General features: G+C 42.5%; 14 protein-coding genes. 7 read left to right on the forward strand and 7 right to left on the reverse strand.

Going from position 1 to position 21,716, the window contains the following annotated elements; genetic code table 11:
- Positions 1-123 precede the first annotated feature (123 nt).
- From JMX97_RS01570 to JMX97_RS01580, 3 genes are all read left to right on the forward strand, one after another.
- Positions 124-1,995 (forward strand): ABC transporter ATP-binding protein, encoded by a 1,872-nt coding sequence (locus JMX97_RS01570; RefSeq protein ID WP_227671425.1) that lies wholly within the window; start codon positions 124-126, stop codon positions 1,993-1,995.
- A 117-nt stretch (positions 1,996-2,112) separates the two neighbouring features.
- A complete protein-coding gene (locus JMX97_RS01575; protein ID WP_201554441.1) occupies positions 2,113-2,730 on the forward strand; it encodes a GNAT family N-acetyltransferase in 618 nt (205 codons plus the stop codon).
- Between the two features lie 254 nt (positions 2,731-2,984).
- The gene (locus JMX97_RS01580) at positions 2,985-4,499 is read left to right on the forward strand and encodes a bifunctional 2-methylcitrate dehydratase/aconitate hydratase (protein ID WP_320157734.1); all 1,515 of its coding nucleotides are present in this window, start codon (positions 2,985-2,987) and stop codon (positions 4,497-4,499) included.
- Positions 4,500-4,578: 79 nt separating this feature from the next.
- Here JMX97_RS01580 and JMX97_RS01585 read toward each other — a convergent pair whose 3' ends face one another.
- Positions 4,579-5,337 carry an SDR family oxidoreductase gene (locus JMX97_RS01585; RefSeq protein WP_201554442.1) on the reverse strand — a complete coding sequence of 253 codons (759 nt, stop codon included), beginning with the start codon at positions 5,335-5,337 and terminating at the stop codon, positions 4,579-4,581.
- A gap of 255 nt (positions 5,338-5,592) precedes the next feature.
- Between JMX97_RS01585 and JMX97_RS01590 the strand changes: the two genes are divergently transcribed.
- Entirely contained in the window at positions 5,593-6,978 is a 1,386-nt protein-coding gene (locus JMX97_RS01590; RefSeq protein WP_201554443.1) for a DUF2868 domain-containing protein, read from the forward strand.
- A gap of 10 nt (positions 6,979-6,988) precedes the next feature.
- Here the strand turns inward: JMX97_RS01590 and JMX97_RS13865 are convergent, their stop codons facing one another.
- Entirely contained in the window at positions 6,989-7,222 is a 234-nt protein-coding gene (locus JMX97_RS13865; protein ID WP_201554445.1) for a hypothetical protein, read from the reverse strand.
- Positions 7,223-7,663: 441 nt separating this feature from the next.
- On the opposite strand from JMX97_RS13865, the gene JMX97_RS01600 reads away from it, so the two are divergent.
- Positions 7,664-9,166, forward strand: a complete 1,503-nt coding sequence (locus JMX97_RS01600) for a DUF3482 domain-containing protein (protein WP_201554564.1) — start codon at positions 7,664-7,666, stop codon at positions 9,164-9,166.
- A 107-nt stretch (positions 9,167-9,273) separates the two neighbouring features.
- Here JMX97_RS01600 and JMX97_RS01605 read toward each other — a convergent pair whose 3' ends face one another.
- The 3 genes from JMX97_RS01605 to JMX97_RS01615 all read right to left on the reverse strand — a co-directional run bounded on the left by JMX97_RS01605 (position 9,274) and on the right by JMX97_RS01615 (position 12,593).
- Positions 9,274-10,293, reverse strand: a complete 1,020-nt coding sequence (locus tag JMX97_RS01605) for an ArsA family ATPase (protein ID WP_201554447.1) — start codon at positions 10,291-10,293, stop codon at positions 9,274-9,276.
- Positions 10,294-10,340: 47 nt separating this feature from the next.
- On the reverse strand, positions 10,341-10,628 hold the full coding sequence (locus JMX97_RS01610) for a cory-CC-star protein (protein ID WP_201554566.1): 288 nt from the start codon (positions 10,626-10,628) through the stop codon (positions 10,341-10,343).
- A gap of 285 nt (positions 10,629-10,913) precedes the next feature.
- Positions 10,914-12,593, reverse strand: coding sequence for a carbon starvation protein A (locus JMX97_RS01615; RefSeq protein WP_201554449.1), 1,680 nt, complete (start codon positions 12,591-12,593; stop codon positions 10,914-10,916).
- 597 nt (positions 12,594-13,190) lie between these two features.
- Here JMX97_RS01615 and JMX97_RS01620 point away from each other — a divergent pair.
- On the forward strand, positions 13,191-13,859 hold the full coding sequence (locus JMX97_RS01620; RefSeq protein WP_201554452.1) for a hypothetical protein: 669 nt from the start codon (positions 13,191-13,193) through the stop codon (positions 13,857-13,859).
- Between the two features lie 112 nt (positions 13,860-13,971).
- Positions 13,972-14,535 carry a hypoxanthine-guanine phosphoribosyltransferase gene (locus JMX97_RS01625; RefSeq protein WP_201554453.1) on the forward strand — a complete coding sequence of 188 codons (564 nt, stop codon included), beginning with the start codon at positions 13,972-13,974 and terminating at the stop codon, positions 14,533-14,535.
- Between the two features lie 97 nt (positions 14,536-14,632).
- On the opposite strand, the gene recD is transcribed toward JMX97_RS01625, so the two are convergent.
- Both recD and JMX97_RS01635 read right to left on the reverse strand, forming a co-directional pair.
- A complete protein-coding gene (gene recD, locus JMX97_RS01630; RefSeq protein ID WP_201554455.1) occupies positions 14,633-16,996 on the reverse strand; it encodes an exodeoxyribonuclease V subunit alpha in 2,364 nt (787 codons plus the stop codon).
- A gap of 109 nt (positions 16,997-17,105) precedes the next feature.
- Positions 17,106-21,629, reverse strand: a complete 4,524-nt coding sequence (locus tag JMX97_RS01635; RefSeq protein ID WP_227671426.1) for a UvrD-helicase domain-containing protein — start codon at positions 21,627-21,629, stop codon at positions 17,106-17,108.
- Between the last annotated feature and the right edge of the window lie 87 nt (positions 21,630-21,716).

Consider the following 21,716-nt stretch of genomic DNA (forward strand, 5'->3'; position numbering starts at 1 on the left):
TAATGAAATATACGTTCTTAACACTACTAAGTTGAACAAATTAGCCAAAAAATTAACAAGTCTAAGGACCCAAAAAAGTAGCATTTGTTTTAAAATATAAATCTAACTTTTTATATTAATTCTATGCCAAATTCTACCCAACCGAGCCGCGTGTCCTTAGATAAGCCATTCCCAAATAAGCCTCCACTCAAAAAAACTGAGCGCCGGGCTTTGCTGTGGGATATTCTAAAAAAGCTGGCGGTATTTGCCGCGCCTTACAAAACCTTAATTATCGCCACGCTAATCTTAACGGTGTTTGGCTCATTTACCGCGCAGGTCAACGCTTTTGTATTGCGTTATACCGTAGATACCTTAACCGAGATTGCGACCTTAGCTGACCCTTGGCAGGCAGGTTTGCGGATGTTAGGTATCATTAGCGTTGTTCTATTAACCAAAGAGGTGTTATCAATATTTATCTCTTTTGGACAACGCTACTTTGGTGAAAAAATTCGTATTAATCTATCACGCGATTTATCACAACGTATTATCGAGCGCATCCTCACATACCGTATGGCCTTTTATACCAGTCAGGATAACGACAGCGGTAAGTTGCAAACTCGTATTGATTATGGTGTCAGTAGTCTCACCAGCTTAGTGCAAAACTTCTTTATTGATATGCTGCCGCTGTTTGCCAGTGCCTTTGTATCGCTGATTATTATGTTTTTGACCAACTTTTGGATTGGTCTAGTTGGTCTTATTATCATACCGATATATTTCTTTATCAGTCAAAAACAAGCACGGCGCTTGCAAGGCTACCGTAGACAGATGCGCGGGTTTAGGGAGGCCAAAGGTGGCTTGGTCATTTCACTGATTAACTCGATTAGTGTGGTCAAGTCCTTTGTCCGTGAGTCTATCGAGGCTGAGAAGCACTTAAAGATTCAAAAAGAGATGACTGACAATCAGCTTAGAATTCGCAGCATAGGTTTTATTTATGACGCCATAAAGACGTTTATTGAGCAAATTGGTGTGGTGGTGATTATCGTACTGACCGCCTACTTTGTATTAAAAGGTGAGATGACCATCGGGATGATTTTATTTCATGTGTTACTCTTTCAAAATGTCGCCGCCCCTATCCGTCAATTACATCGTATCTATGACCAAATCAATAACGCATTGACCTATGCCGAAGGTTTTTTTGAGATATTAGAAGATGAGGAACAAGTTGAAAATATAGACGGGATAAGTAGCAAAGATCTAAAAGGTCATATCGAACTCAAAAATGTCGATTTTACTTATCCTAATGGCACGCAAGCATTAAAAGACGTCAGCTTTACCATCAAACCCAATCGCATTACGGCATTGGTTGGCTTAAGCGGCGCTGGTAAAAGTACGATTATTAGTTTACTGGTGAAGTTCTATGAGCCAGATGCTGGCACGATATGCTTAGATGGACATGATTTGGTAGATTGCGATACTCATGAGTTGCGTCAGCGCATAGGGTTGGTGTTACAAAGCAATCATATTTTCTCAGGGACTATCAGTGAAAATATCCGTTATGGTGATATAAATGCCAGCACTGAGGACATTATTGTTGCTGCCAAAAAAGCCTCTATTCATGAGCAAGTCGTATCTTTAGCTAATAGTTATGAGAGCGAAGCCAAGTCTTTATCAGGCGGTCAGCAGCAGCGTATTGCTTTGGCTAGGATGTTTTTAAAGGATCCACCGATTGTGTTTTTGGATGAGCCAACTGCGAGCCTTGATGCAATCGCCAGTCAACAAGTCAAAAAAAGCTTGGATTTGATTAAAAAAGACCGTACGGTGATTATGGTCTCACATAATATTGCCCAAATTATCGATGCTGATGACTTAGTCGTGATAGAGAACGGCTGTGTGGTTGAGACTGGTACTCATGAAGAGTTGTATAATAAACGCGGCAAGTATTTTGAGATATTCAGCGCTATGTCTGATAGTTTGAATTTGGATAAAATCAGCCAAACTTTATCTATCAAACCTTAAACAGTTAATAGAGGCTAAAAAGATGTTGAGACAGTCAAACATCGTATAATGTCCGTCGTTTTAAAAGTCATTTACCACCCTTACTACTTCCATTCCATTGTTAGAAGCCCCTTAATTATGTCCTTTGAATTTTCTATAAAAACCTTTGATGAGCTGACTTCAGTTGATCTATATCATATTTTAAAAGCACGCTCGCAAGTATTTGTGGTTGAACAAAATTGTGCTTATCAAGATATGGATGAAGTGGATTTTGATTGTCTACATTTTATCGCTCATCAAAATGAAGCCCTTGTCGGTTACTGCCGAATCATTCCTCCTGAATTCAATAAGATGAGATCTAATCTTTCAGTAGCTGACTCTGCCAACAAGTTTTCAGCCAATTCATCTGTGCCTGCTATAGGTAGAGTATTAGTATTGTCAGAACATCGAGGTAATGGCTTAGCACGGCGAATTATGACTCAGGCTATTGCCTACTGTCATAAAAAATTCGGTAAAAAAAGACCTATTATAATCTCAGCACAGACCTATCTGATCCGCTTCTATGAGTCATTAGGGTTTGTTCCTGAAGGCGAATTCTATCTTGAAGATGGTATTGAACATGTGAAGATGGTTTTATTTATAGTCAAAAAAGTTAAAGTGAAAAAACAGGGTTCAAGTACCAGCAATATTCTGAGTTTTCTGCTGTTGGTGTTAGCCCTTTTATTCATCGCAGGTTTGATTTACTTAATGGTTTAAACGGCTTTTAACGAATAGAGTGTTGAGCATATTCACATGGTTTTGGACAAACGAGAAGCTCAAATAGTTTAATTAAAACGTTACGGCTATTAACTGATAAATGAATAATTCATCCTCGTCGTTGTACACTATCTCACTGTTGTTTTACATAGAGTATGTTACCTTTTATATAGTAATAATTATCAGTAGTAGCCGTAAAATAGTAATTGTAAAATAATAGGTAGGACAACTCACTTAAGGAAAAGGATATAACCATGACTGACACAGGAAAAATGACAGTAGAAAGTAACGTCCGCCCAGAATATGACACCGAGATTCAAAAAATTGCCGATTATGTCTTAAATTATTCTATAGATGACGACTCTCCTAACAGTGATGTGGCATGGAGTACGGCACGCTACTGTCTGATGGATACTCTAGGCTGCGGCCTACTCGCGCTACGGTTTCCAGAATGTACCAAGCATTTGGGGCCCGATTGTGACGATCAAATCACGCCTAATGGTGCGCGTGTTCCCGGTACCTCTCATCGACTTGACCCCATTAAAGCCGCCTTTGATATTGGTTGTATGGTGCGCTGGCTAGATTATAACGACACTTGGCTTGCTGCTGAATGGGGACATCCCTCAGATAACTTAGGCGGTATTTTAGCGGTAGCCGATTATATCAGTCAGAAAAACGTCAGCCAAGGACGCGCTGCGCTTACCATGAAGACCGTGCTTGAGGCCATGATTATGGCGCACGAGATTCAAGGAATATTGGCGTTAGATAACTCCTTTAACCGCGTTGGCTTAGATCATGTGTTCTTAGTCAAATTGGCATCAACTGCGGTGGTCGCCAAGCTATATGAGCTGCCACGCGAACGCATGATGGCGGCGATCTCACAAGCTATCGTCGATGGTCAAGCACTACGTACTTATCGTCATGCGCCCAATGCCGGTAGTCGCAAATCATGGGCGGCAGGCGACGCCACCAGTCGAGCTGTGCGCTTAGTAGACATTACTAAACGCGGCGAGATGGGAATCCCAGGGGCACTAACAGCGCCGCAGTGGGGATTTTATGATGTGCTGTTTAGCCATACCAATAAAGACTTAGCTACTAAGCCTGAAAACGAACGTCGCTTTACCTTTCAACGAGACTTTGGTAGTTACGTGATGGAAAACATCTTATTTAAGATAAGCTTTCCGGCTGAGTTCCATGCGCAGACCGCGTGCGAGGCCGCAGTAATTTTGCACCCACGAATCGAAGATAGAATTGACGATATCGAAAAAATTGTACTGACCACTCATGATTCAGCTATTCGCATCATCTCGAAAGAAGGGGCGCTGGCCAATCCTGCCGATCGCGACCACTGTTTACAATATATGGTTGCCGTGCCCCTGCTAACGGGTGATCTTATGGCAGAAAACTACGAAGATGACTATCATGAACAGCATCTATCAATCGATGAGCTGCGTAGCAAAATGGTCGTGGAAGAAGATACGCGTTATTCGAAAGATTACCATGACCCCAGTAAGCGCTCGATTGCTAACGCCATTCAAATATTCTTTAAAGATGGCACCAGTACCGATAAGGTCGCTGTTGAATACCCTATCGGCCACAAACGACGCCGTGAGGAAGGTCTACCGGTACTAGAGGCCAAATTCCAAGCCAATCTTGCCACGCGTTTTATAGACAGTCGTTGTGAGGAAATTTTCGCGCTATGTGACGACCAAGCGCAGTTAGAACAAACGCCAGTGAATGAATTTATGGATATGTTTGTTACTAACTGATTGGTATGAATAAATGCCCGGCTTGTTAATAAACAATCCGGGCATTTAGACAGCTTTTAACGGTCAGTCAACCTAACAGCTACCAAGGTATCGACTCACCTGCCCAATCAACGAAACTGCCTGATTGGGTAGCGGTCATGCTGGCCAGCACTTCTAATAAGCATTCAGCGCTATAGGCTGGCGAGAATAAATGTCCATCAGCGACATTTCCTTGGAAGGGTGCGGACAGTTGGGTATTTACCGTTCCCGGCTGCATGACCACCACGCAGACATTTTTGAGCGACCTTCCCCATTCAATACTAAGATTTTTCATACCCATATTTAACGCCGCTTTACTCATTCGGTAGCTATACCAACCGCCCATTTGGTTATCACTAATACTGCCCACACGTGCTGAGATAGTCGCGAATATCGCTGGCTGGTCAATACTTCGCTCTGCTTTGGTCAGTAACGGCTTTAAATGCTTAGCAATAAGTAGGCCGGCTAAGGCATTAACTTGCATATTTTGTAAGAAGAACTCGGCTTCAACTTGTCTGAGCGCTTTTTCTGGTTGCGATTGCTCGGTATGCAGTAACCCCACACAGTTGATAATCCAATCGAGATGCGTGCTCTGTTGTCCAATAATCTCAGCCGCCTGCTTGATACTGTCCTCATCACTGACATCCATTTGGAGCCAGTGTAAATTTTCTGCCTCAAAAGCAGGCACGCTGCGATGATAAGTGGCGAACACCCGAACACTGTTGTTTTTCTCGCTGGCTGCACTCGCTACCAATTGTTTGACCATTGCTTGTCCGATACCACCGGTACCGCCAATGATCAGATAAGTTTTAATGTTCATAAGGCATCCTTCCCTCTTGTACTGTTGTTTATAGGCTATTATCTATAATAGGCTGTTGCTCTATTTTGACTTAATTTTTTAACATTTACCATGTGTGCTGTTGTGAATATTCCGATGCAATTGTTGGGACTTTGGAGTATGTATCGACTGATGTGACATTAATGCCAAAATAATAGTGCTGTGAAATGCGCTACAATACCCAATAGCCTCTATTCACCCTTTAACCGAACGCTTTTATACGGATATTACCTCATCATGCTATCGCCCCAAGACCAACTGACTGAGCTGGTACGAACTCTTGAAATACAGCAGCACGTCTTTGCAACCGATCCGCTACTGGTCACCGAAAAATTGCAAGTAGAAGACGGGTCACCTATTCAAAAGCTGCATCGGCGAGCCACGCGTATTGATAGTAATGGTGCGCTGGCACGGGTGTTGGGTAAGATTGATGGACGTATCAAAGGCATCATGATGGTCATGAGCGTCGTCTGGTGCGTATCAGGTTTTCTGGGTTTATTTACTTTACTACAGACCAATGTGGTCAATTTCTTTTATGTATTGGTCTGTCTGCTAGGTTTTCATACCATTATGTTGGTTGGCTGGCTAGTATTGACACTGATGAATCAGGGCAAGCAGTCCTCAAACTGGTTTGCAAGTTTTGTGAGCCCAAGTCACTTGATTCGCGGTAAAGACGATATCACGCAAGCGGCGGTTGGCTTATATGAGCAGCAACTCCAGCATAGTGGAATGCGCTGGTATCTAGGAAAATTCAGCCATCAGTTGTGGCTTGCGACCTTAACGGGTATGCTTTTTGCCATTATATTTTTGTTAATCGTACGGCAGTATAGTTTTAGCTGGGAATCGACATTATTATCTGATCAGGCCCTCATCACCCTCACCCACGTACTGGGCTGGTTACCCAGTATGATGGGTTTTGATGTGCCTAATAATACCGCCATTGTACAAAGTCGCTTAGTGACTGATGCCCTGCCCTTATCGGTAGCAAGGCAATGGGCAAGCTTACTGGTCGGTAGTCTACTGATGTATGGCATCGTACCGCGCGCGATAGCATGGGCGTTTTGTGCGCTGATGTTTCGTCGTAAAAAAATTCGCTTAGATATCAAGCTACCCTATTATCAAAAAATCCTAAATTTCTGGCAGCGTCAAGTGGTGGATGCGGATGACTTCACTGAGGTCGCCGCGCCAGTAGCACCAAAAGCGACCGTTAGCGCTGGCAAGAAGCTAGTAGCGCTACTTGAGTATCCCTCTAATACAGAAACTTGGTGGCAGACAGATTTAATAGCTACCGATAATGATTACCGCACAGACGAGGTAGAGGATTTTGGTATTGTTGATGATCGCGATGATATGGCACGTTTAACGGCTTATTTAGATACCCATCCCGTACAGGTGTTATTAGGCATTCATAATAAAGCGCTACCAGATCGCGGGACGCTACGAAAATTAGACCAAATTGCCACTCATGCCAAGCATGGCTTGATTGTGCAGCTATTAAGCAACGATAATGTTCCTAATACGCCTGTATCAGAGACAGAATTGACATCATCACAAGCTATTCGTCAGCAACAATGGCAAACGGCTCTTTCTGCGCGAAAAATTGGCTTAGTAAATAACAATTAAAACCTAGTATTTAATTTATCAATTTTTTATTCATACCGAAACTGTGGGTAAGTTCCCAAAATGGGTCGAATACGTTTTTGATAGCCCATCCAATCACCGCGCCCATCAAGGTACCAATGGTAATTATATCGACTAAAACTATGGCGGGGTCATTATTATTTTTGATCGCTGGTTTGGTACATACGCGGAAGAAGATTCCATTAATAATACTGTCGCTTATGGTGCCGTTGGCGAAGCCAGTCATAATAATATTTTTAGATTAATATTTTCGGTGTTCTATTGCATTTGGCAGCGATTCTTTCAGACAAAAGGACTTAAAAATAATCCTAAAGTGCTATTTAGCCCACTAGGTACGGTTTAACACCAAACATATCTGTGTTCAGCCTTCAATTGGTGCTATTTTCTTACTTAAGCTAACCTTTAATAAGACTTTTAACTTTTAATACTAATAATGTAAGACACTATTATGAATCGTGATGATAATAAAGATGTGGGCATGAATAACAACAATGCCAATCCGCCGAAAAGTCTCTTTGCGGATAAGGCCTATTCTGCGCTGTCTGCACCAAATCATGAGCAGGCACCATTGGCAGATACAGACCGTTTAAATAAAGAGCCGTCTATCAATATTGATAAAAACCAAAAGACAGTTAACACTGCTGATGGCAATCATTCCTCATCGACAATGGAACATAAATCCCGTAATAAAACTACCATTGCCAGTGGTGAACCTTTAAAGTTAGCAGTCGTTGGCCATACCAATACTGGCAAGACCTCAGTATTGCGCACCCTACTACGTGATGTATATTTTGGTGAAGTGAAGAACGAAGCTGCGACCACTCGCCATGTTGAGCGTGCTCAGCTGACCGACAGTCAAACGGGTGAAGTATTGGTGGCTTTATATGATACACCCGGATTGGAAGATGCCTCCGGATTGATGGATTGGTTAGAGGATAATACCGCCAGTCGTCGAGATGGTATTGAGCGTTTACAACAATTTTTGGCAGCAGATATTGCGTCTGGTGCTAACGGTGCTGACAGATTAGACGATCATGGATACGATGACTATAGCCAAGAGGCAAAGGTTATCCGGCAGCTGCTGGCAAGTGATATGGCCATTTATGTGGTAGATGCGCGGGAGCCGGTACTGGGTAAGTATAGGGACGAATTGGCTATTTTGTCATGGGCAGCGATTCCTGTCATGCCCGTATTTAACTTCACGGACAGCCAAGATGCCAATATCGATGAGTGGCAGACCATGCTGGCACGTCGTAACTTGCATATTTCAACCCGTTTTGATTCCGTAGCTTTTGAGTTTTCAGATGAAATACGACTGTGGCAAAACTTGGCAACCATGCTTACTCATGCAGAAATGCTCGAGCAGTTGATGCAACGCCGAACTGAGGATTGGGCTGAGTTATATGATGAAGCCAACATTATCATTGCAGACTTCTTATTAAATGTCGCCGCCTTTGTTCGCGAGATTAGCGATGATGATGACCCGCTACCGATATTACAGCAGATGCAAGAAGCGGTACGTCAAAGTGAGCGTGCTATGCAGAACAAGCTGTTAAATTCATATAAGTTTTATGACAATGCGGTAGCAGCAACCCCGCTTGAGCTACAAGCCTATCAGCAAGACCCCTTTGACCCCGAATTGCTTAAGAGCTATGGTATTCGTACGACTTCAGGCGCTGCTGCTGGTGCTTTATTGGGATTAGGGTTTGATGCTGCTGCTTTAGGCACAACATTGGGGTTGGGCGCTGCATTGGGCGGTATCGCTGGCGGGTTATTGTCTAATACCAGCAGTATTGCCGATAAAATCACGGGGGTTAAGCGTTTATACATTGACCCTGCTACAATAACCTTGCTGGCTACTCGCGCGATAGATCTACTCACCGCCCTACGCCATCGTGGACACGCTGCTACTGATGCCACCCAAATGTTGTATAGCGGTGAGCAAGATAGCACTAAGCAAAACAGCGGCCATGACGGTGACAATCATATTGATGATGAACATACTGTTGATGACACTACTCTAATAACTCCGTGGCCAACACATAAGCTACCCAGTGAGCTCAAAAAAGCACGGGGTAAGCCACAATGGTCGTCATTGAGCAGTGGCAAGTCTGAGCAAGCACAAAGTTTGCGTACTGATGCGGCTTGGTCATTATCACGCAAACTTTAGTCACGTAGGCTAGAATCACGCAAACTTAAATCAAGTAAGCGCGAACGGTCATAAAACAACGTGTTGCTGCTAAGTTAATAGGTTACTTTAATCACTTACTTAGTATCTTAGGTTAATAATGCGCTTAACGCCTCAGTCCCTCGTACATCCGTTTGCTGTAGGTAGATCGGATATACAGGGTAGTCAGTAAAGCTTTGCTCGATATCACCCATTAGTTTTTGCTGTCTATCGGCACGTTGTTGCCAGAACTCATCCTTTTGTGTCGGTATGATCAGCTGATTGACTACGATTGCCGCTGGCGTGAGCTTAGTTTCCTCTAATTGCTGAATGGCACGCTGGGTTTCTGCTAAAGGTAATACATCAGCAGTCATTACTTGCACAATTGCCGTTTGCGCGCGGTCATGGAGTAGCTGCCCTGCCTGACGAAACAACTCTTTGCGTTTTTCTAACACTGATACTGCTTGCTCCCAGCGATCTGGTTTGTGCTTGGCAAACGGGTTCGGTACGTCTTTTTTATCATTACTAGCTTTAGCCTTACTGGTATTAGTATCTAAGTGAGTGGCAACCGAACGCAATTTAGCTTGCCGCCGCTGCTGCGCCAAAAGCCCATCCGTCCACGCACCCATCATTTCAGGCAACACCAATAAACGTAAAGTATGCCCTGTGGGTGCCGTATCAAAAATAATATGGTCATAACCAGCATCGGCTGCCGCTACTAAGTGTTGACACATCGACTCTAACATTGCCGCTTCCTGAGCCCCTGGAGCTGACTTTGAAAGACGCAGATGCTCACGAATTTTAGGCATCATATCAGGGTTGGTATAAGCCTTAATGGTACGCTCGACTTGTACAAAGTGAGCATCAACGATGATGTCAGGATTCAACTCGATAGCATCAAGGTAAGGCGTGATAGCCGTTTTTTCATTGTTCAGGCGTACGTTTAATACATCACCTAAGCTATGCGCGGGATCGGTTGAAATGATCAGCGTTTTTTTTTGCTGAGTAGCATAATGACTGGCAAGTGCTGCTGCGGTAGTGGTCTTACCTACCCCACCTTTACCACCAACAAATATAATAGGTTGCGAAGAAAGTTGCGTTACTAACGAGCTCAAAGGTTGTAGTGCCATATTCTATATCTCAATTATTATTATTTTACTATTAATTATTAGTACGATTAACAACAGCCAACATGATCGAAGGGACATCTATCCATTCCCATACGGGTATGCCATTCATGAAAGTTCTCTAAGAATAAAGGCTGTAACTCAAGGGTGTAAAAGCTGGCTGGATTATCGATTCCCAAGCTCTCAGCGAACATCAATAGCATGAAAAAGTCTTCTTCATCACGTGCGGCGCGCGCCATTGTTTGCCGATAAGGAGCGTGATAGAACTCATTAAGACCCTCTACAAAACGTTGCCACCACGGGGCGCTATATTCACTGTCTTCTGCTGCTGTGCTAATAAAATTATTGACACTATCTAGAGTCTCATCTAATGATTTATCATGTTTTTTATTGTCCATATTCTTACCTAGTTTTATCATCGTAAACAATCTTAATTCTTCATATATATCACTGTTTAAAATATATCACGTCTGCTTCAATGATAGTTATAGTTTGCTTTTCTTTGATTTCCTGTGCAAAAACCAGTTATCACTCAATGACATAAAAAAACGCCAGCAATTGCCAGCGTCTTCTTTTAATGTAACCATTAGTTTTAATGATTATGTTTGATAAATGGTTAGGTATTAATTTATATTTTTACCTTTATGCTCCGACCATTCACGGCGTAATACCGACAAACTCTCGAAGGTGACCAATATGGTAGCAATCAGGATAATAATATCCATAGTAATAAGTAACCAATTGCCATCAACATAGAAGGTTTTGAGCTGGATTAATAGAGCAAACACCGTCATCACCAATAAGAATGATAATGGCGCTAAGGTATACCAGACCGGCTTGCCTTTACGTAATAAGATAACAGTCACAATCATTAAGGTTAATGCGGCCATTAACTGGTTAGTAGTACCGAATAAAGGCCAGATGATCATACCACCCGCACCATCGATACCGCCGGCACCAAATGCTAACAGCAAACAGGTTCCTACTGCTAGAAGCGTAGCTACTACACCTTTGGTTAATACTGGAATGTTATAAAACTCGCCAAATTCTTGGAAGATATAACGTTGCAAGCGCACCCCAGTATCCATGGTGGTACCCGCAAATAGTGCTGCCATAACCGTTAACATGGTTTGTGACAATACCATATCAATACCAACACCAGCATTCAATATCGCAGCGCCACCGTCAATAAAGGCACCAATAGAGCCGTCACCGAATTTTTGATAAACAGCTTCCCAATCACCAAGTGTGGCAAAACCTGCGGTCGCTGCAAGAATCGCACCTAACGCTAGCATACCTTCACCAAGCGCACCAAAGTAACCCACGAAACGCGCGTCTTCTTCTTTATCAATTTGCTTAGATGTTGTACCTGTTGCGACCAAACCATGGAAGCCTGAAATAGCCCCACAAGCAATGGTAACAAAGAGCAGTGGCATGATTGATGGTGTGTCCATTGGTAAGTTAGTATTAATCGCCGGTGCCACAATAGTAGGTGTTGAGATAAAGATGGCGGCATATAATAAAATCAAACCGACAAATAACTGCAAGCCATTAATATAATCGCGTGGCTGCAATAACATCCATACCGGTAATAATGAAGCAACTGCCGCATAGGCAAATAAAATGATAATCCAAATGGCATTATCAGGCAGACCAAAAACGGTCTCAGGGAAGGCGAATGGGAACATAGGACCAAGGTAAATAAGCCCATATAATGCACTTACCCCAATTATTGATACCCAAACTAAATTCATCTTATAGCGATAAATACACTGGCCAATAATTAAAGCAACAATTAACGCGCCCCACACTGGCAATACAGCTGAGGGGGTTTTAATCATCATATTGGCAATAGCCACACCGAATACAGCATTGACCATGAGCAATAGTAAGAAGATAACGACCATCATCAAACTACGTACGCGCGTACCCATAACCGTACCAGCGATGGAGCCAATGGACTGACCTCGATTACGCATACTTGCCCATATGGCTGACATATCATGAACGCCTGCCATAAAAATCGTACCAAAAACCACCCAAATTACAGCGGGTAACCAACCCCAAATTACCGCAATACCGGGACCAATAATCGGTGCGGCGCCGGCAACTGAAGTAAAGTGATGCCCCCACAATACATATTTATTGGTGGGAACATAATCTACCCCATCTTTCATGGTGTGTGCTGGCGTGGGACGGCTATTATCTAATGCTAAAATTTTGGTGGCGATAAACTTCGAATAAAAAACATAACCGCAGAGCATCGCGGCGACGCCAAGTAACAACACAATGGCACTGTTCATCTTATCTCTCCCTAGATAAAGCGAGGGTGGAAAATCACCACGTCCTCTTATCCTTATTTTTTATTCCATAGTAAGCGCTGGCAGGCAAGTCACATGATGACTATCATCCTACCTATCTTTGAGCGACGCTCTATATAGTTGTTACTGTTGAATACAAGCCTTTGTCATTAAACGCTTGCGATTACGATAAATTAGAATACCAACCAGAAATTTACACTCGATGAGCATAAACAAAAACGTTAACATTAAAAACAATAGACTTGATTGTGATCTGCATCTGTAAGAGTCGAAGTTTAGTCTATGGCAAGGTATTAATATTCTGTATGGAGTGTAGCCGATTTGACACAAAATGTAACGTCTAATATACATCAGGCAACAACACAGTGCCAAAATTAAGATGATAAAATAGTTGTTTAAGGTTGTTTTGAATGAGAATCTAATGCTGACTGGTTTTTTGATTCATTCATGAGCAAGTAAGCATAGAAATCATGCAAATATATCAAGATATTTTAACCGTTAGAATTTAGCTATACTAACGAGGTAGACAATAATTAGCTAAGTGTTAAAAACAAATGAGTATTAAATAAAGGGACTTCAATGGCATACTATTTCGGATTTATACCCTCAGATAAACTCAACAACATGATTGATGAGGCGGAACGTACCATCGGCTCACAGGAGAAAACCGATTACTATCCTTATCGTAATGAGTTAACACAGCAGATTGCTCGTGAACTTACTGATAACTTACTAGTAAGTCTAATAGACGTGATTCCAAACCCTGAACGGCAAGCATCTATGCGCAAAATTGTTGGGACCATTGAGCGTACAACTGAAACGTTACTTAATGTCCTTCTTGGTAAAGATGAGAACAAAGATGTCATGCCCAGCTTTAATTTTTTAAAAAACCAGACTATGTTCATAGACAACCAAGGATTACGCCGCGTAGGGTATGAGCTCCCTGATGATTCTGCACAAACGATCACCGAAGGTTTGGAAGCAGTTACTCCGGATTCGGTAGACAAAGTCCAGTTTAGAACGGCGCTTGAAACCATGAATGAGGAAGCACTTACCCACTTTATCAGTCGTTTTACTGAAACGCTTAAGCTTGGTATGATTAAACGCAAGTCTATTCCCATGGCCAAAGCCGCTATTGAAAAAGGGTTAGGTATGGCACTTAACAAACTACTGCCGCAGCTCCCTGACGATGGTCTGAATCGTTTGGCCTCTTTTTATCGACCTTTTTTTGTAGAAATAACGGACTAATAAAGTATTGATAACAATATAAGATTAATTTTGCCCTAAAAGTCACGTGACATTGGGAAAATTCACTAAAACTTGCTAAAATAAGCAGCACTTTTCATCGAAGGCACAACCAATGACTCAGATCAGCAACCAAGAAATCGAAAAAACTCTACGCAATTCAGAGTGCCTTATTAGTAGTATTGAAGTGTCGGCTGCTTATGAGCGTCTTGCTGCGCAGCTCAACTTACATTATGCTGGGCTAAACCCGATTGTCATGGTCGTTATGAACGGTGGACTTATTCCAGCCGGTCAATTACTTACCCATCTTACGTTCTATCATCGCATGCACTATATTCATGCTTCACGCTATCGTGATAACGAAGGCACCAATGAGCTAGATTGGAAATTCAAGCCTGATGTTAATATCGCCGGCGAGCATGTGTTGCTGATTGATGATATTTTTGACGAAGGCATCACCTTAAAAGCCATCGTCGAAGAACTAAGTAAAGAAAAACCTGTTTCTATTGAGTCTTGTGTACTGTTGAATAAACAACACGATCGTAAAATAGACGGCTTCGATGTTGATTTTGTAGGTATTGATGTCGCTGATCGTTATGTTTATGGCTGCGGTATGGATTTTCATGGGTACTTGCGTCATCTACCCGGTATTTATGCCATTAAAGAAGATAAAGTTTAATCTTTACTGCTCTTTATTGACCGAATTTTATAAAATAAAAAGCATCCAATAAGGATGCTTTTTTACTACCTAAATTCTGCTACAAATAAGAATGATTTTAATAACTATCAGACGTTCTATTAAGCTGTGCAAATTGTAACCCTAGCCCTGTTTGTCTTTCAGTTGGCGTTGATAGTGCGCGCGTGAAGGCGGAAGCGGTACTAAAAATAGAGACCTGCTTTTTGGCACGTGTAACAGCGGTATAGATAAGTTCCTGACTGAGTAAACGCCCATTTTGATCGTCAAAGCTAATCGCTACATGTTCAAACTCTGATCCTTGTGACTTATGAATAGTTATTGCATAGGCGGTTGCAATCATCTCATCATTAAGCATGTTAGTAGCCATTCCTTGTACTTTATTCTCAAAAAATACTTGTAAGCGGCCTTTCTCTGTCTCTAAACAAATACCAATATCGCCATTAAATAGACTCAGTTCATAATTATTTTGCAATACCATTACTGGGCGTCCGTGATACCAAGGAGATTTGGATAGTGGCAGTTTTAGCTGCTTCCGGTGCTGTTCACTCAGATAGCGATTAATATAATGGTCACCGCAGCGACCGTGATGGCCAGCAGTAAGCACTCTAAATTGATTGAGTAAAACTATTAGTCCGTTAAAATAGCTAACATATTTTTCTGTTGGCACAGATTTCGCTATTTTTATATTTGCTAGCACCTTCTGAGTTTGAATTATATAACCATGATAGCTATCTGAGATTTTTTTAAAAAATTTATAATTACTTAGGCTATTTATTATTACACTATTGGGAGCTTTATTGTCATTGCTTCCTGTACTCTCAGATACGGTGCTGGTTAAATGATGAAAATTTAAGGCGTCATCTTCATGTAATAATTGCCAGGCCGCTGACATATTTTGATCTGTGGGCTGGTGTTTGTCTGCTTGGTTAATTAATCGCGCTAATTTACCAATACCAGAATCCGCAGTGAAGCGCCGACTCATCTCAAGACGTTGATGAACGTCCTGTAGCGCAGGTATTCGGCATAGATCAGCCAGTACCGCTCCCGCATCGACCGCTGCCAATTGATTGGCATCCCCTAATAGAATAAGCCGTGCATTAGGTTTTATCGCGCTGACCAAATAATTGGCCAACTCTACTCCGAGCATAGACGCCTCATCAATAATGATAATGTCTTCACTGAGTGGATTGTCAGCATGATAGCGAGGCTGACCACCCTGCCCGATACCAAGCAGGCGATGAATGGTCTTCGCCTCTGGCAATTGTATAGACACGCCAGCCTGTTGTATCGCGTCCTGTAACGACTCTTGCATGCGCTGCGCAGCCTTACCCGTTGGCGCAGCTAAAGCTAGATTCGCGCTTCCTGCATCCCCTGTTTTTTCTTTCCTTGTGCCTACTTCTTGAGGTTGTGTCTGCTGTAACGCAATGACTAACTGAGCAACGGTAAACGTTTTCCCGGTACCTGGACCGCCAGTGATGATACTAAAAGCGGATTGATTCGCCATATGAATAGCATCTTGTTGCTCAGTGTTCAAAAGTGGATTGAGTGTTATCGGTAGTTTATTAACCTTTTGAGCTTTGATGCGAATAATGTGGTGAGCAAGCGCATACTCAGCCTGCCATGTACGGTGTAGCCATAAGGTTACCTTATTATGGCTATTATTTGGACTTTGCTCTGAGTGAAAAATAATGGGCCGATTGGGCCCACTTTCATTGTTAGGGTCGTCGTTTTTGAAAAGTGGCTGATGGCTTAAAATATTTTTGAACTTACTTAGGCTATTTTCCTTAGGGCTAGAAGTTGCCGCCATCTGCTGTAAATAGCGATAAAGTTGACCGCATACGTTATACCGCTGCTCTAATATTAGCTTTTCATATTCAGGCAAAGTGGATTGGCGCATTGCGGTATCCCATAACGCCGTATGCTCCATAAGCTCAATGTCAATCACAGCCGCTGATGTGCCTTCCAATACTATGAATAACGGTTGCAACAGTGGTTGCAATAACTGCTGCTGCCAGCCGAAAAGTTCAGCGCCTTTGACTGATAGATCAACACTGCTTTCTATATCAGTACTGTTGCGCATATAAGTGTTAGGATAATTATCCTCCAACACTAATACGGTATGCCCCTCTTCCAAACGCTGTACCAGCACCTCAAATACCGCTTCAAATAACCAATCCTGTGTATCGTTACCTTCAGCATATACAGCGTCAGGTTGTAGTTGAGTATGATAGGCCAGTTGAGTCTGCTTGCGGCGCTGTAATAGATACCGACTGATTGTGGTGGGCCAACTACTCCCAACATCGCTATTAGCGTTGCCTTGAACGCTGCTCTGGTGCTTGCCTGCCTGCCCCTGTTGAGAGGCTGGTATATTTTTTGCCGAACTGTTTGCGTCTTGAGTTACTTTTTCAGCGGTTTCTTGCTCAACGTCATTATTATTGTTCATCATTTATCCATTTATTTTTTTAGCGATATCGATTATGAAAGGTAGCTATCAGCGCCATAAGCTAATTTAACTACTTATCAAACCATCACGTTTTACTTGATGTATTAGGCTAGGCACTGGGCGTACCAAACATCTCATCCAATACTTTTACCAATGCGAACGGAATTTGCCATTGTATGCGACCATAATTATGCGTCCCTTGGGTACTAATGCCCCGTAAGAACACATACTCTACTGCGCCTAAATATTGCGTTTCATTACCTTCATAGTCAGGCAAACGTAAACCTAGAAAACGGTGTAAAGCAACTTGGTAAATAGCAGCTTGCAACCAGTAGCCTGCTTTATTCATCGCAGCACTTAAATTTTTATCATTATAGTCGCTTAGGCTATTTCCTAAGTAGTTACTTTTATAGTCCACCACATAGTACTTGCCTGCATATTCATAGACCAAGTCAATTTCGCCACGTAAATAGCGATAGATATGACCAGAGTGTTGGGCGGTAAGCTCAATGTGCTTCTCAGGTTCATCAGGCAGATATGTCGTAAAAACGTCATTAATACCTTCAGGGGTAAAGTCTTCTGACAACCCCATATTAAATCCCAGCTCGGCAATACGCTGTTTAATTGGTATTGCTTGTAGTGGCTGGCCCGATGCTAGCAAGGGTGCGCTCAGGACTTCTGCTATCCACTCTATCAACTCATTATGGTCTGTTGCTATCTGATTATCGGCAGTCGTTAGTAACTCAGTATCGTTATCTAATACTTCCTCATTCTCTGATAACCCTATTGGTGATGATAAAATCGGCGTTTTATTTTTCGCTAACCGTTGTTGATAGTCAGCACTGCTATAACTAACAGGCAGCTGATACTGACGAAGGCTTTGGTCAATAATGGTTGACCATTTACTCTGGTTAGTAAAATCTATTTTTTCAAAAACTTCATGCAAAAACGTACCAGCATTAGCACCTTTAACAAAGCGAAAACGAATGTCATCTTCGGAGATTATATCGTTAATATCATCATCGCCTTGGTAAATAGAAGAGGACCTGTTGTTTAGCAATGCCATGCTATCAGTCAAATCCAGCTCGTCCTCGATACCATCATCAAAAATAGCGAGCGCTTGGCTTTGTTCGCCCAGTTGCCGTGACAAGGCGGTAAAGCTGGTCTTTGCCCAACCCTTGAAATAGCGTGATTGAATTTGTGCATAGGCATTTTGATAGTCAACCCACATCACCATGGGCGCGCTGGATTCAGACTGAGCATTAGTAGTGCCTTTTGATTGTTTGTTGGACTTTATCAGCGCTTCAGCGTTGGTTTCAATGGTCTCATATTCCAGCCAGCCAATTTGATTCTGTAATCGCTCTGGCAACACAAATTTATGACTCTCACAACTTAGCCATTTCAGGCTTGGTTTACGCTCAGCATCGGTTTTATTATAACCATCCTTAAGCACCATATATAACTGCTCACTAGCACGGGTAAACGCGACATAGGCCAGCCGTCTCAGCTCTTCATAGTTTTCAGTGGTTTCAAACTGGGCGTAGTAGTCCGTAGGTTTATCGCCTTTTACGGACTGACTGTAAGGCTTGCCAGCACTAGCCGATAGCCGTCGCTGCGTTTTTTTACCCTCAATATCATGATCATATAAATATAGTTTATGCTTATTACGACCACCGGTTTTAGAGCTGGCATCAGGACTCGCACCGTCCATACCTATGACATAGACTACCGGAAACTCCAAACCTTTAGACTTATGAATAGTCATGAGCTGCACACCGGACTCAGTCGGTAGTGGCTGCTGGCGCGCCCATTCCGGTATACGGCTACTATTCATATTTTTCTTATACCATGCCAGTAATTCATACTCTCCAATATGCATACCGTGCTGCGCCAAAATATCTAGCAAATGGCGCAAATCCATCAGATAACGGGCACCGTCTTCTAAATCAGCAAGACCCACCCACACGTTTTGGTGTGCGCTCTGTTTATTTTTTGCTTGACCATCCTGCTTAGACTTCTCTTTAGCCATAGGGTTATGAGCAAACAAGTAATGCAGGGCTGACAAAACACCATTATGCTGCCAATGCGTAGCGGCGGTCTTGAGATAGGTTTGGAAATCTTGGTAGCGCTGCTTGAGTTGTGCCTGCTTAGCATCTGAATGTTCTGGTACTGTATTGCCTGGTTCTACGTTTACTGGCGCTATATGTTCGTCATCCGTACTTAGCATCAGTGCTTGCACATCGTTGAGAGTTAACTGATAAAAATGACTGGTCAATACTCGGTTAATGATATCGCGGCGATGCGGTTTTAGCATCGCTTCTAATAAGGCCGCTAAATCACCAGCAATAGGTGTGTCAAAAACATTGTTTTCTGCAGTCTCAAGAGTAGGCACACCAAGTTTACTCAGCATATCTTCAACTTGCTTTAACTCATGCTTACGGCGGCCCAGTACACCGATATCATTTGGCTGTAATGTTCGGCCCTTTATGGTTTGCTGACTGGCCAGCAAGGCGGCAATATGCAGCGCTGTCAGCTCATAAGCATCGTATTTTGCTTGTTTGTCATAAGGCAGATGAATAATGCTGACCGGACTGTTGGGTAATATATTGGGTAGAATCGCAGCTGTTTCCGCTAACACCGCTGCGGATACACTGGCTGGCTCTGCTGTCGTTGAATGTTTTGTAATGTCTGATACTGCTTGCTGCCATGATGCATGGTTGTCAGTATTTTTTGCAGTGATGTGCTGATAATAAATATCCTTACCCAATTGCGCTAATTGGTCCGCACTTTGTGAGTTTGACGGATCATTACCATTAACCACTGATTCAGCTCTACCAAACCAATGATTTAACGCGGTAATCAATCGCTGATTTGAGCGCCAATTAACATCAAGGCTCATCATATGCCTATCATCAAACAGCGCTTTCATGGCATTATAGTTGGCAACATCTCCACCACGAAAACCATAGATTGCTTGTTTGGGATCTCCTACTAGCAACAAAAATCCACGATGGGTATTTTTAACATTAGAGTCTTTACTGCCTTTAGTATCCTTAAGATAAATCCGCTCAATCATGCGTGCCTGTTCGCCATTGATATCTTGCGACTCATCAATCAGTGCCACCGGATAATGATGACGGATATAACGTGCCAATCGCTCTCCTTGTTTACCTGATAGTGCCTGGTTTAAGCGTACCATTTGCAACCCAAAGGTAGTCTCGCGCCGTGCCTCTAATATCGATGGCAGCTTTTGACGGACTTTAATGGCAATATCACGGTTCAACTTCTCATTTAGTGCATCGAGATAAAGCTCAATCTGTTCGGCATAATCACGCAGCGTCTTTAGTGCTTGCATACTATCAAGGTTAATAAATACTAAACGCTCGGCTTCTTTACCTTTATTAAAAACCTTTCCACCCTCTTCTTTACTAATAAAAGCATTGGGTAGTTCGGTGTATAGAATGTCAGCCTTGCCCTCTAAGTGGGTAAAAAACGTGGCACCATACTGGCGAATAACTTGTTGAATCGTGATGATAGATGCTATGTTTTTACCGATCTTACCTGCTTTGCCAAACCCTTGCGCCGTACGGTATTCAATATCAAAATAAGGCTCAACATCCTTTAAATCACACTTTGCAAAATTATCCAATGCCTGCTGATAAGCGCTAAAATCAATTGCTGCGCCCAGCTCAACCTCTGCAATCGGAGTTGATATAAACTGTAAGGCCTTTTGCGCAACAGATAAATGATCAGCAGGGGCAGTTAAGCGCTTGGTATGCTGTAATAGGGCATAAATCTCTGGTTGCTGGTAATACATATGACTTTGATGCGCGCGCACAGCATCGTGAATGATACTTTCTATGACTACTTGCTCATGATCGCTGATTTGCATACCTTGCTGGTGACCAGTCTCGGCACTGTACTCAGACAACCACTTCTGTGACAGACTGTCCAATGTACCCACAAACAGCTTATCCAAGGTAGTAAGCACCAAGGCACAGCGTCTAATAGCATCAGCTAATGGATAGTCTGTCGTATTATCTAACAAATACACCAGTAGATAGCTATTGACAGGATCCTTCATGAGATCGGCATTACCTGCCAGCTGCGCTTGCTCATCAAGCCACTCTTGTCGTTTTTGACGCTGCTCAGCGGTTATCTTATTGTTGGGTAATTCAGGTTTCTTAGCACCTTTATTGTCTTTAGCAACTGTATCTGTATCTTTTTTAACACTATCAGCGGTTTTATCTTCAGAGCTTTTGACACTATTTTTTAACTGCGGGTAAATAATATCGTGGGTAATAGGATTAACGGGTAGTTTATTAAACCATTGTAATAATTGATAAAAGTCAACCAAGCGTTCATTGATACGTTGACGCATCTCAGCAGCAGCGGCACGAGTAAAGGTTGTGGCAATAATCTGCTCAGGTGGCCGCTTTGCTTCAATTAATAGGCGCAGTACAATACCGGTCAGTGTCCAGGTCTTACCTGTACCCGCTGAAGCCTCAATCAAATATTTACCGTTTAACGGTACACGTATCGCCGGCGGTTGCTCGGTCTTGTTAATCGCATTGACAGGTGGAACTTTAGCCGTACTACTGGCATCAATGCTATCGTTATTAGGCTGATCCATAAACTTATCCATAAAAGGCACTTGTTCAAAGTCGTACAGTTTGCATATTTTTTATTGCTATTTAGAGCAAAGCTCACTTAAAAAATA

This window comes from Psychrobacter sp. 72-O-c (assembly GCF_904846605.1).
In the GTDB taxonomy this organism is placed as follows: domain Bacteria; phylum Pseudomonadota; class Gammaproteobacteria; order Pseudomonadales; family Moraxellaceae; genus Psychrobacter.

What these genes read in the sequence shown, in the direction of transcription:
- JMX97_RS01605 (WP_201554447.1), bottom strand. Translation starts at nt 10,293, where the DNA reads ATGGCACTACAACCTTTGAGCTCGTTAGTAACGCAACTTTCTTCGCAA.
- JMX97_RS01620 (WP_201554452.1), top strand. Translation starts at nt 13,191, where the DNA reads ATGGCATACTATTTCGGATTTATACCCTCAGATAAACTCAACAACATG.
- JMX97_RS13865 (WP_201554445.1), bottom strand. Translation starts at nt 7,222, where the DNA reads ATGACTGGCTTCGCCAACGGCACCATAAGCGACAGTATTATTAATGGA.
- JMX97_RS01585 (WP_201554442.1), bottom strand. Translation starts at nt 5,337, where the DNA reads ATGAACATTAAAACTTATCTGATCATTGGCGGTACCGGTGGTATCGGA.
- JMX97_RS01575 (WP_201554441.1), top strand. Translation starts at nt 2,113, where the DNA reads ATGTCCTTTGAATTTTCTATAAAAACCTTTGATGAGCTGACTTCAGTT.
- JMX97_RS01600 (WP_201554564.1), top strand. Translation starts at nt 7,664, where the DNA reads ATGGAACATAAATCCCGTAATAAAACTACCATTGCCAGTGGTGAACCT.
- JMX97_RS01590 (WP_201554443.1), top strand. Translation starts at nt 5,593, where the DNA reads ATGCTATCGCCCCAAGACCAACTGACTGAGCTGGTACGAACTCTTGAA.
- JMX97_RS01625 (WP_201554453.1), top strand. Translation starts at nt 13,972, where the DNA reads ATGACTCAGATCAGCAACCAAGAAATCGAAAAAACTCTACGCAATTCA.
- JMX97_RS01580 (WP_320157734.1), top strand. Translation starts at nt 2,985, where the DNA reads ATGACTGACACAGGAAAAATGACAGTAGAAAGTAACGTCCGCCCAGAA.
- JMX97_RS01570 (WP_227671425.1), top strand. Translation starts at nt 124, where the DNA reads ATGCCAAATTCTACCCAACCGAGCCGCGTGTCCTTAGATAAGCCATTC.
- JMX97_RS01615 (WP_201554449.1), bottom strand. Translation starts at nt 12,593, where the DNA reads ATGAACAGTGCCATTGTGTTGTTACTTGGCGTCGCCGCGATGCTCTGC.
- JMX97_RS01635 (WP_227671426.1), bottom strand. Translation starts at nt 21,629, where the DNA reads ATGGATCAGCCTAATAACGATAGCATTGATGCCAGTAGTACGGCTAAA.
- recD (WP_201554455.1), bottom strand. Translation starts at nt 16,996, where the DNA reads ATGAACAATAATAATGACGTTGAGCAAGAAACCGCTGAAAAAGTAACT.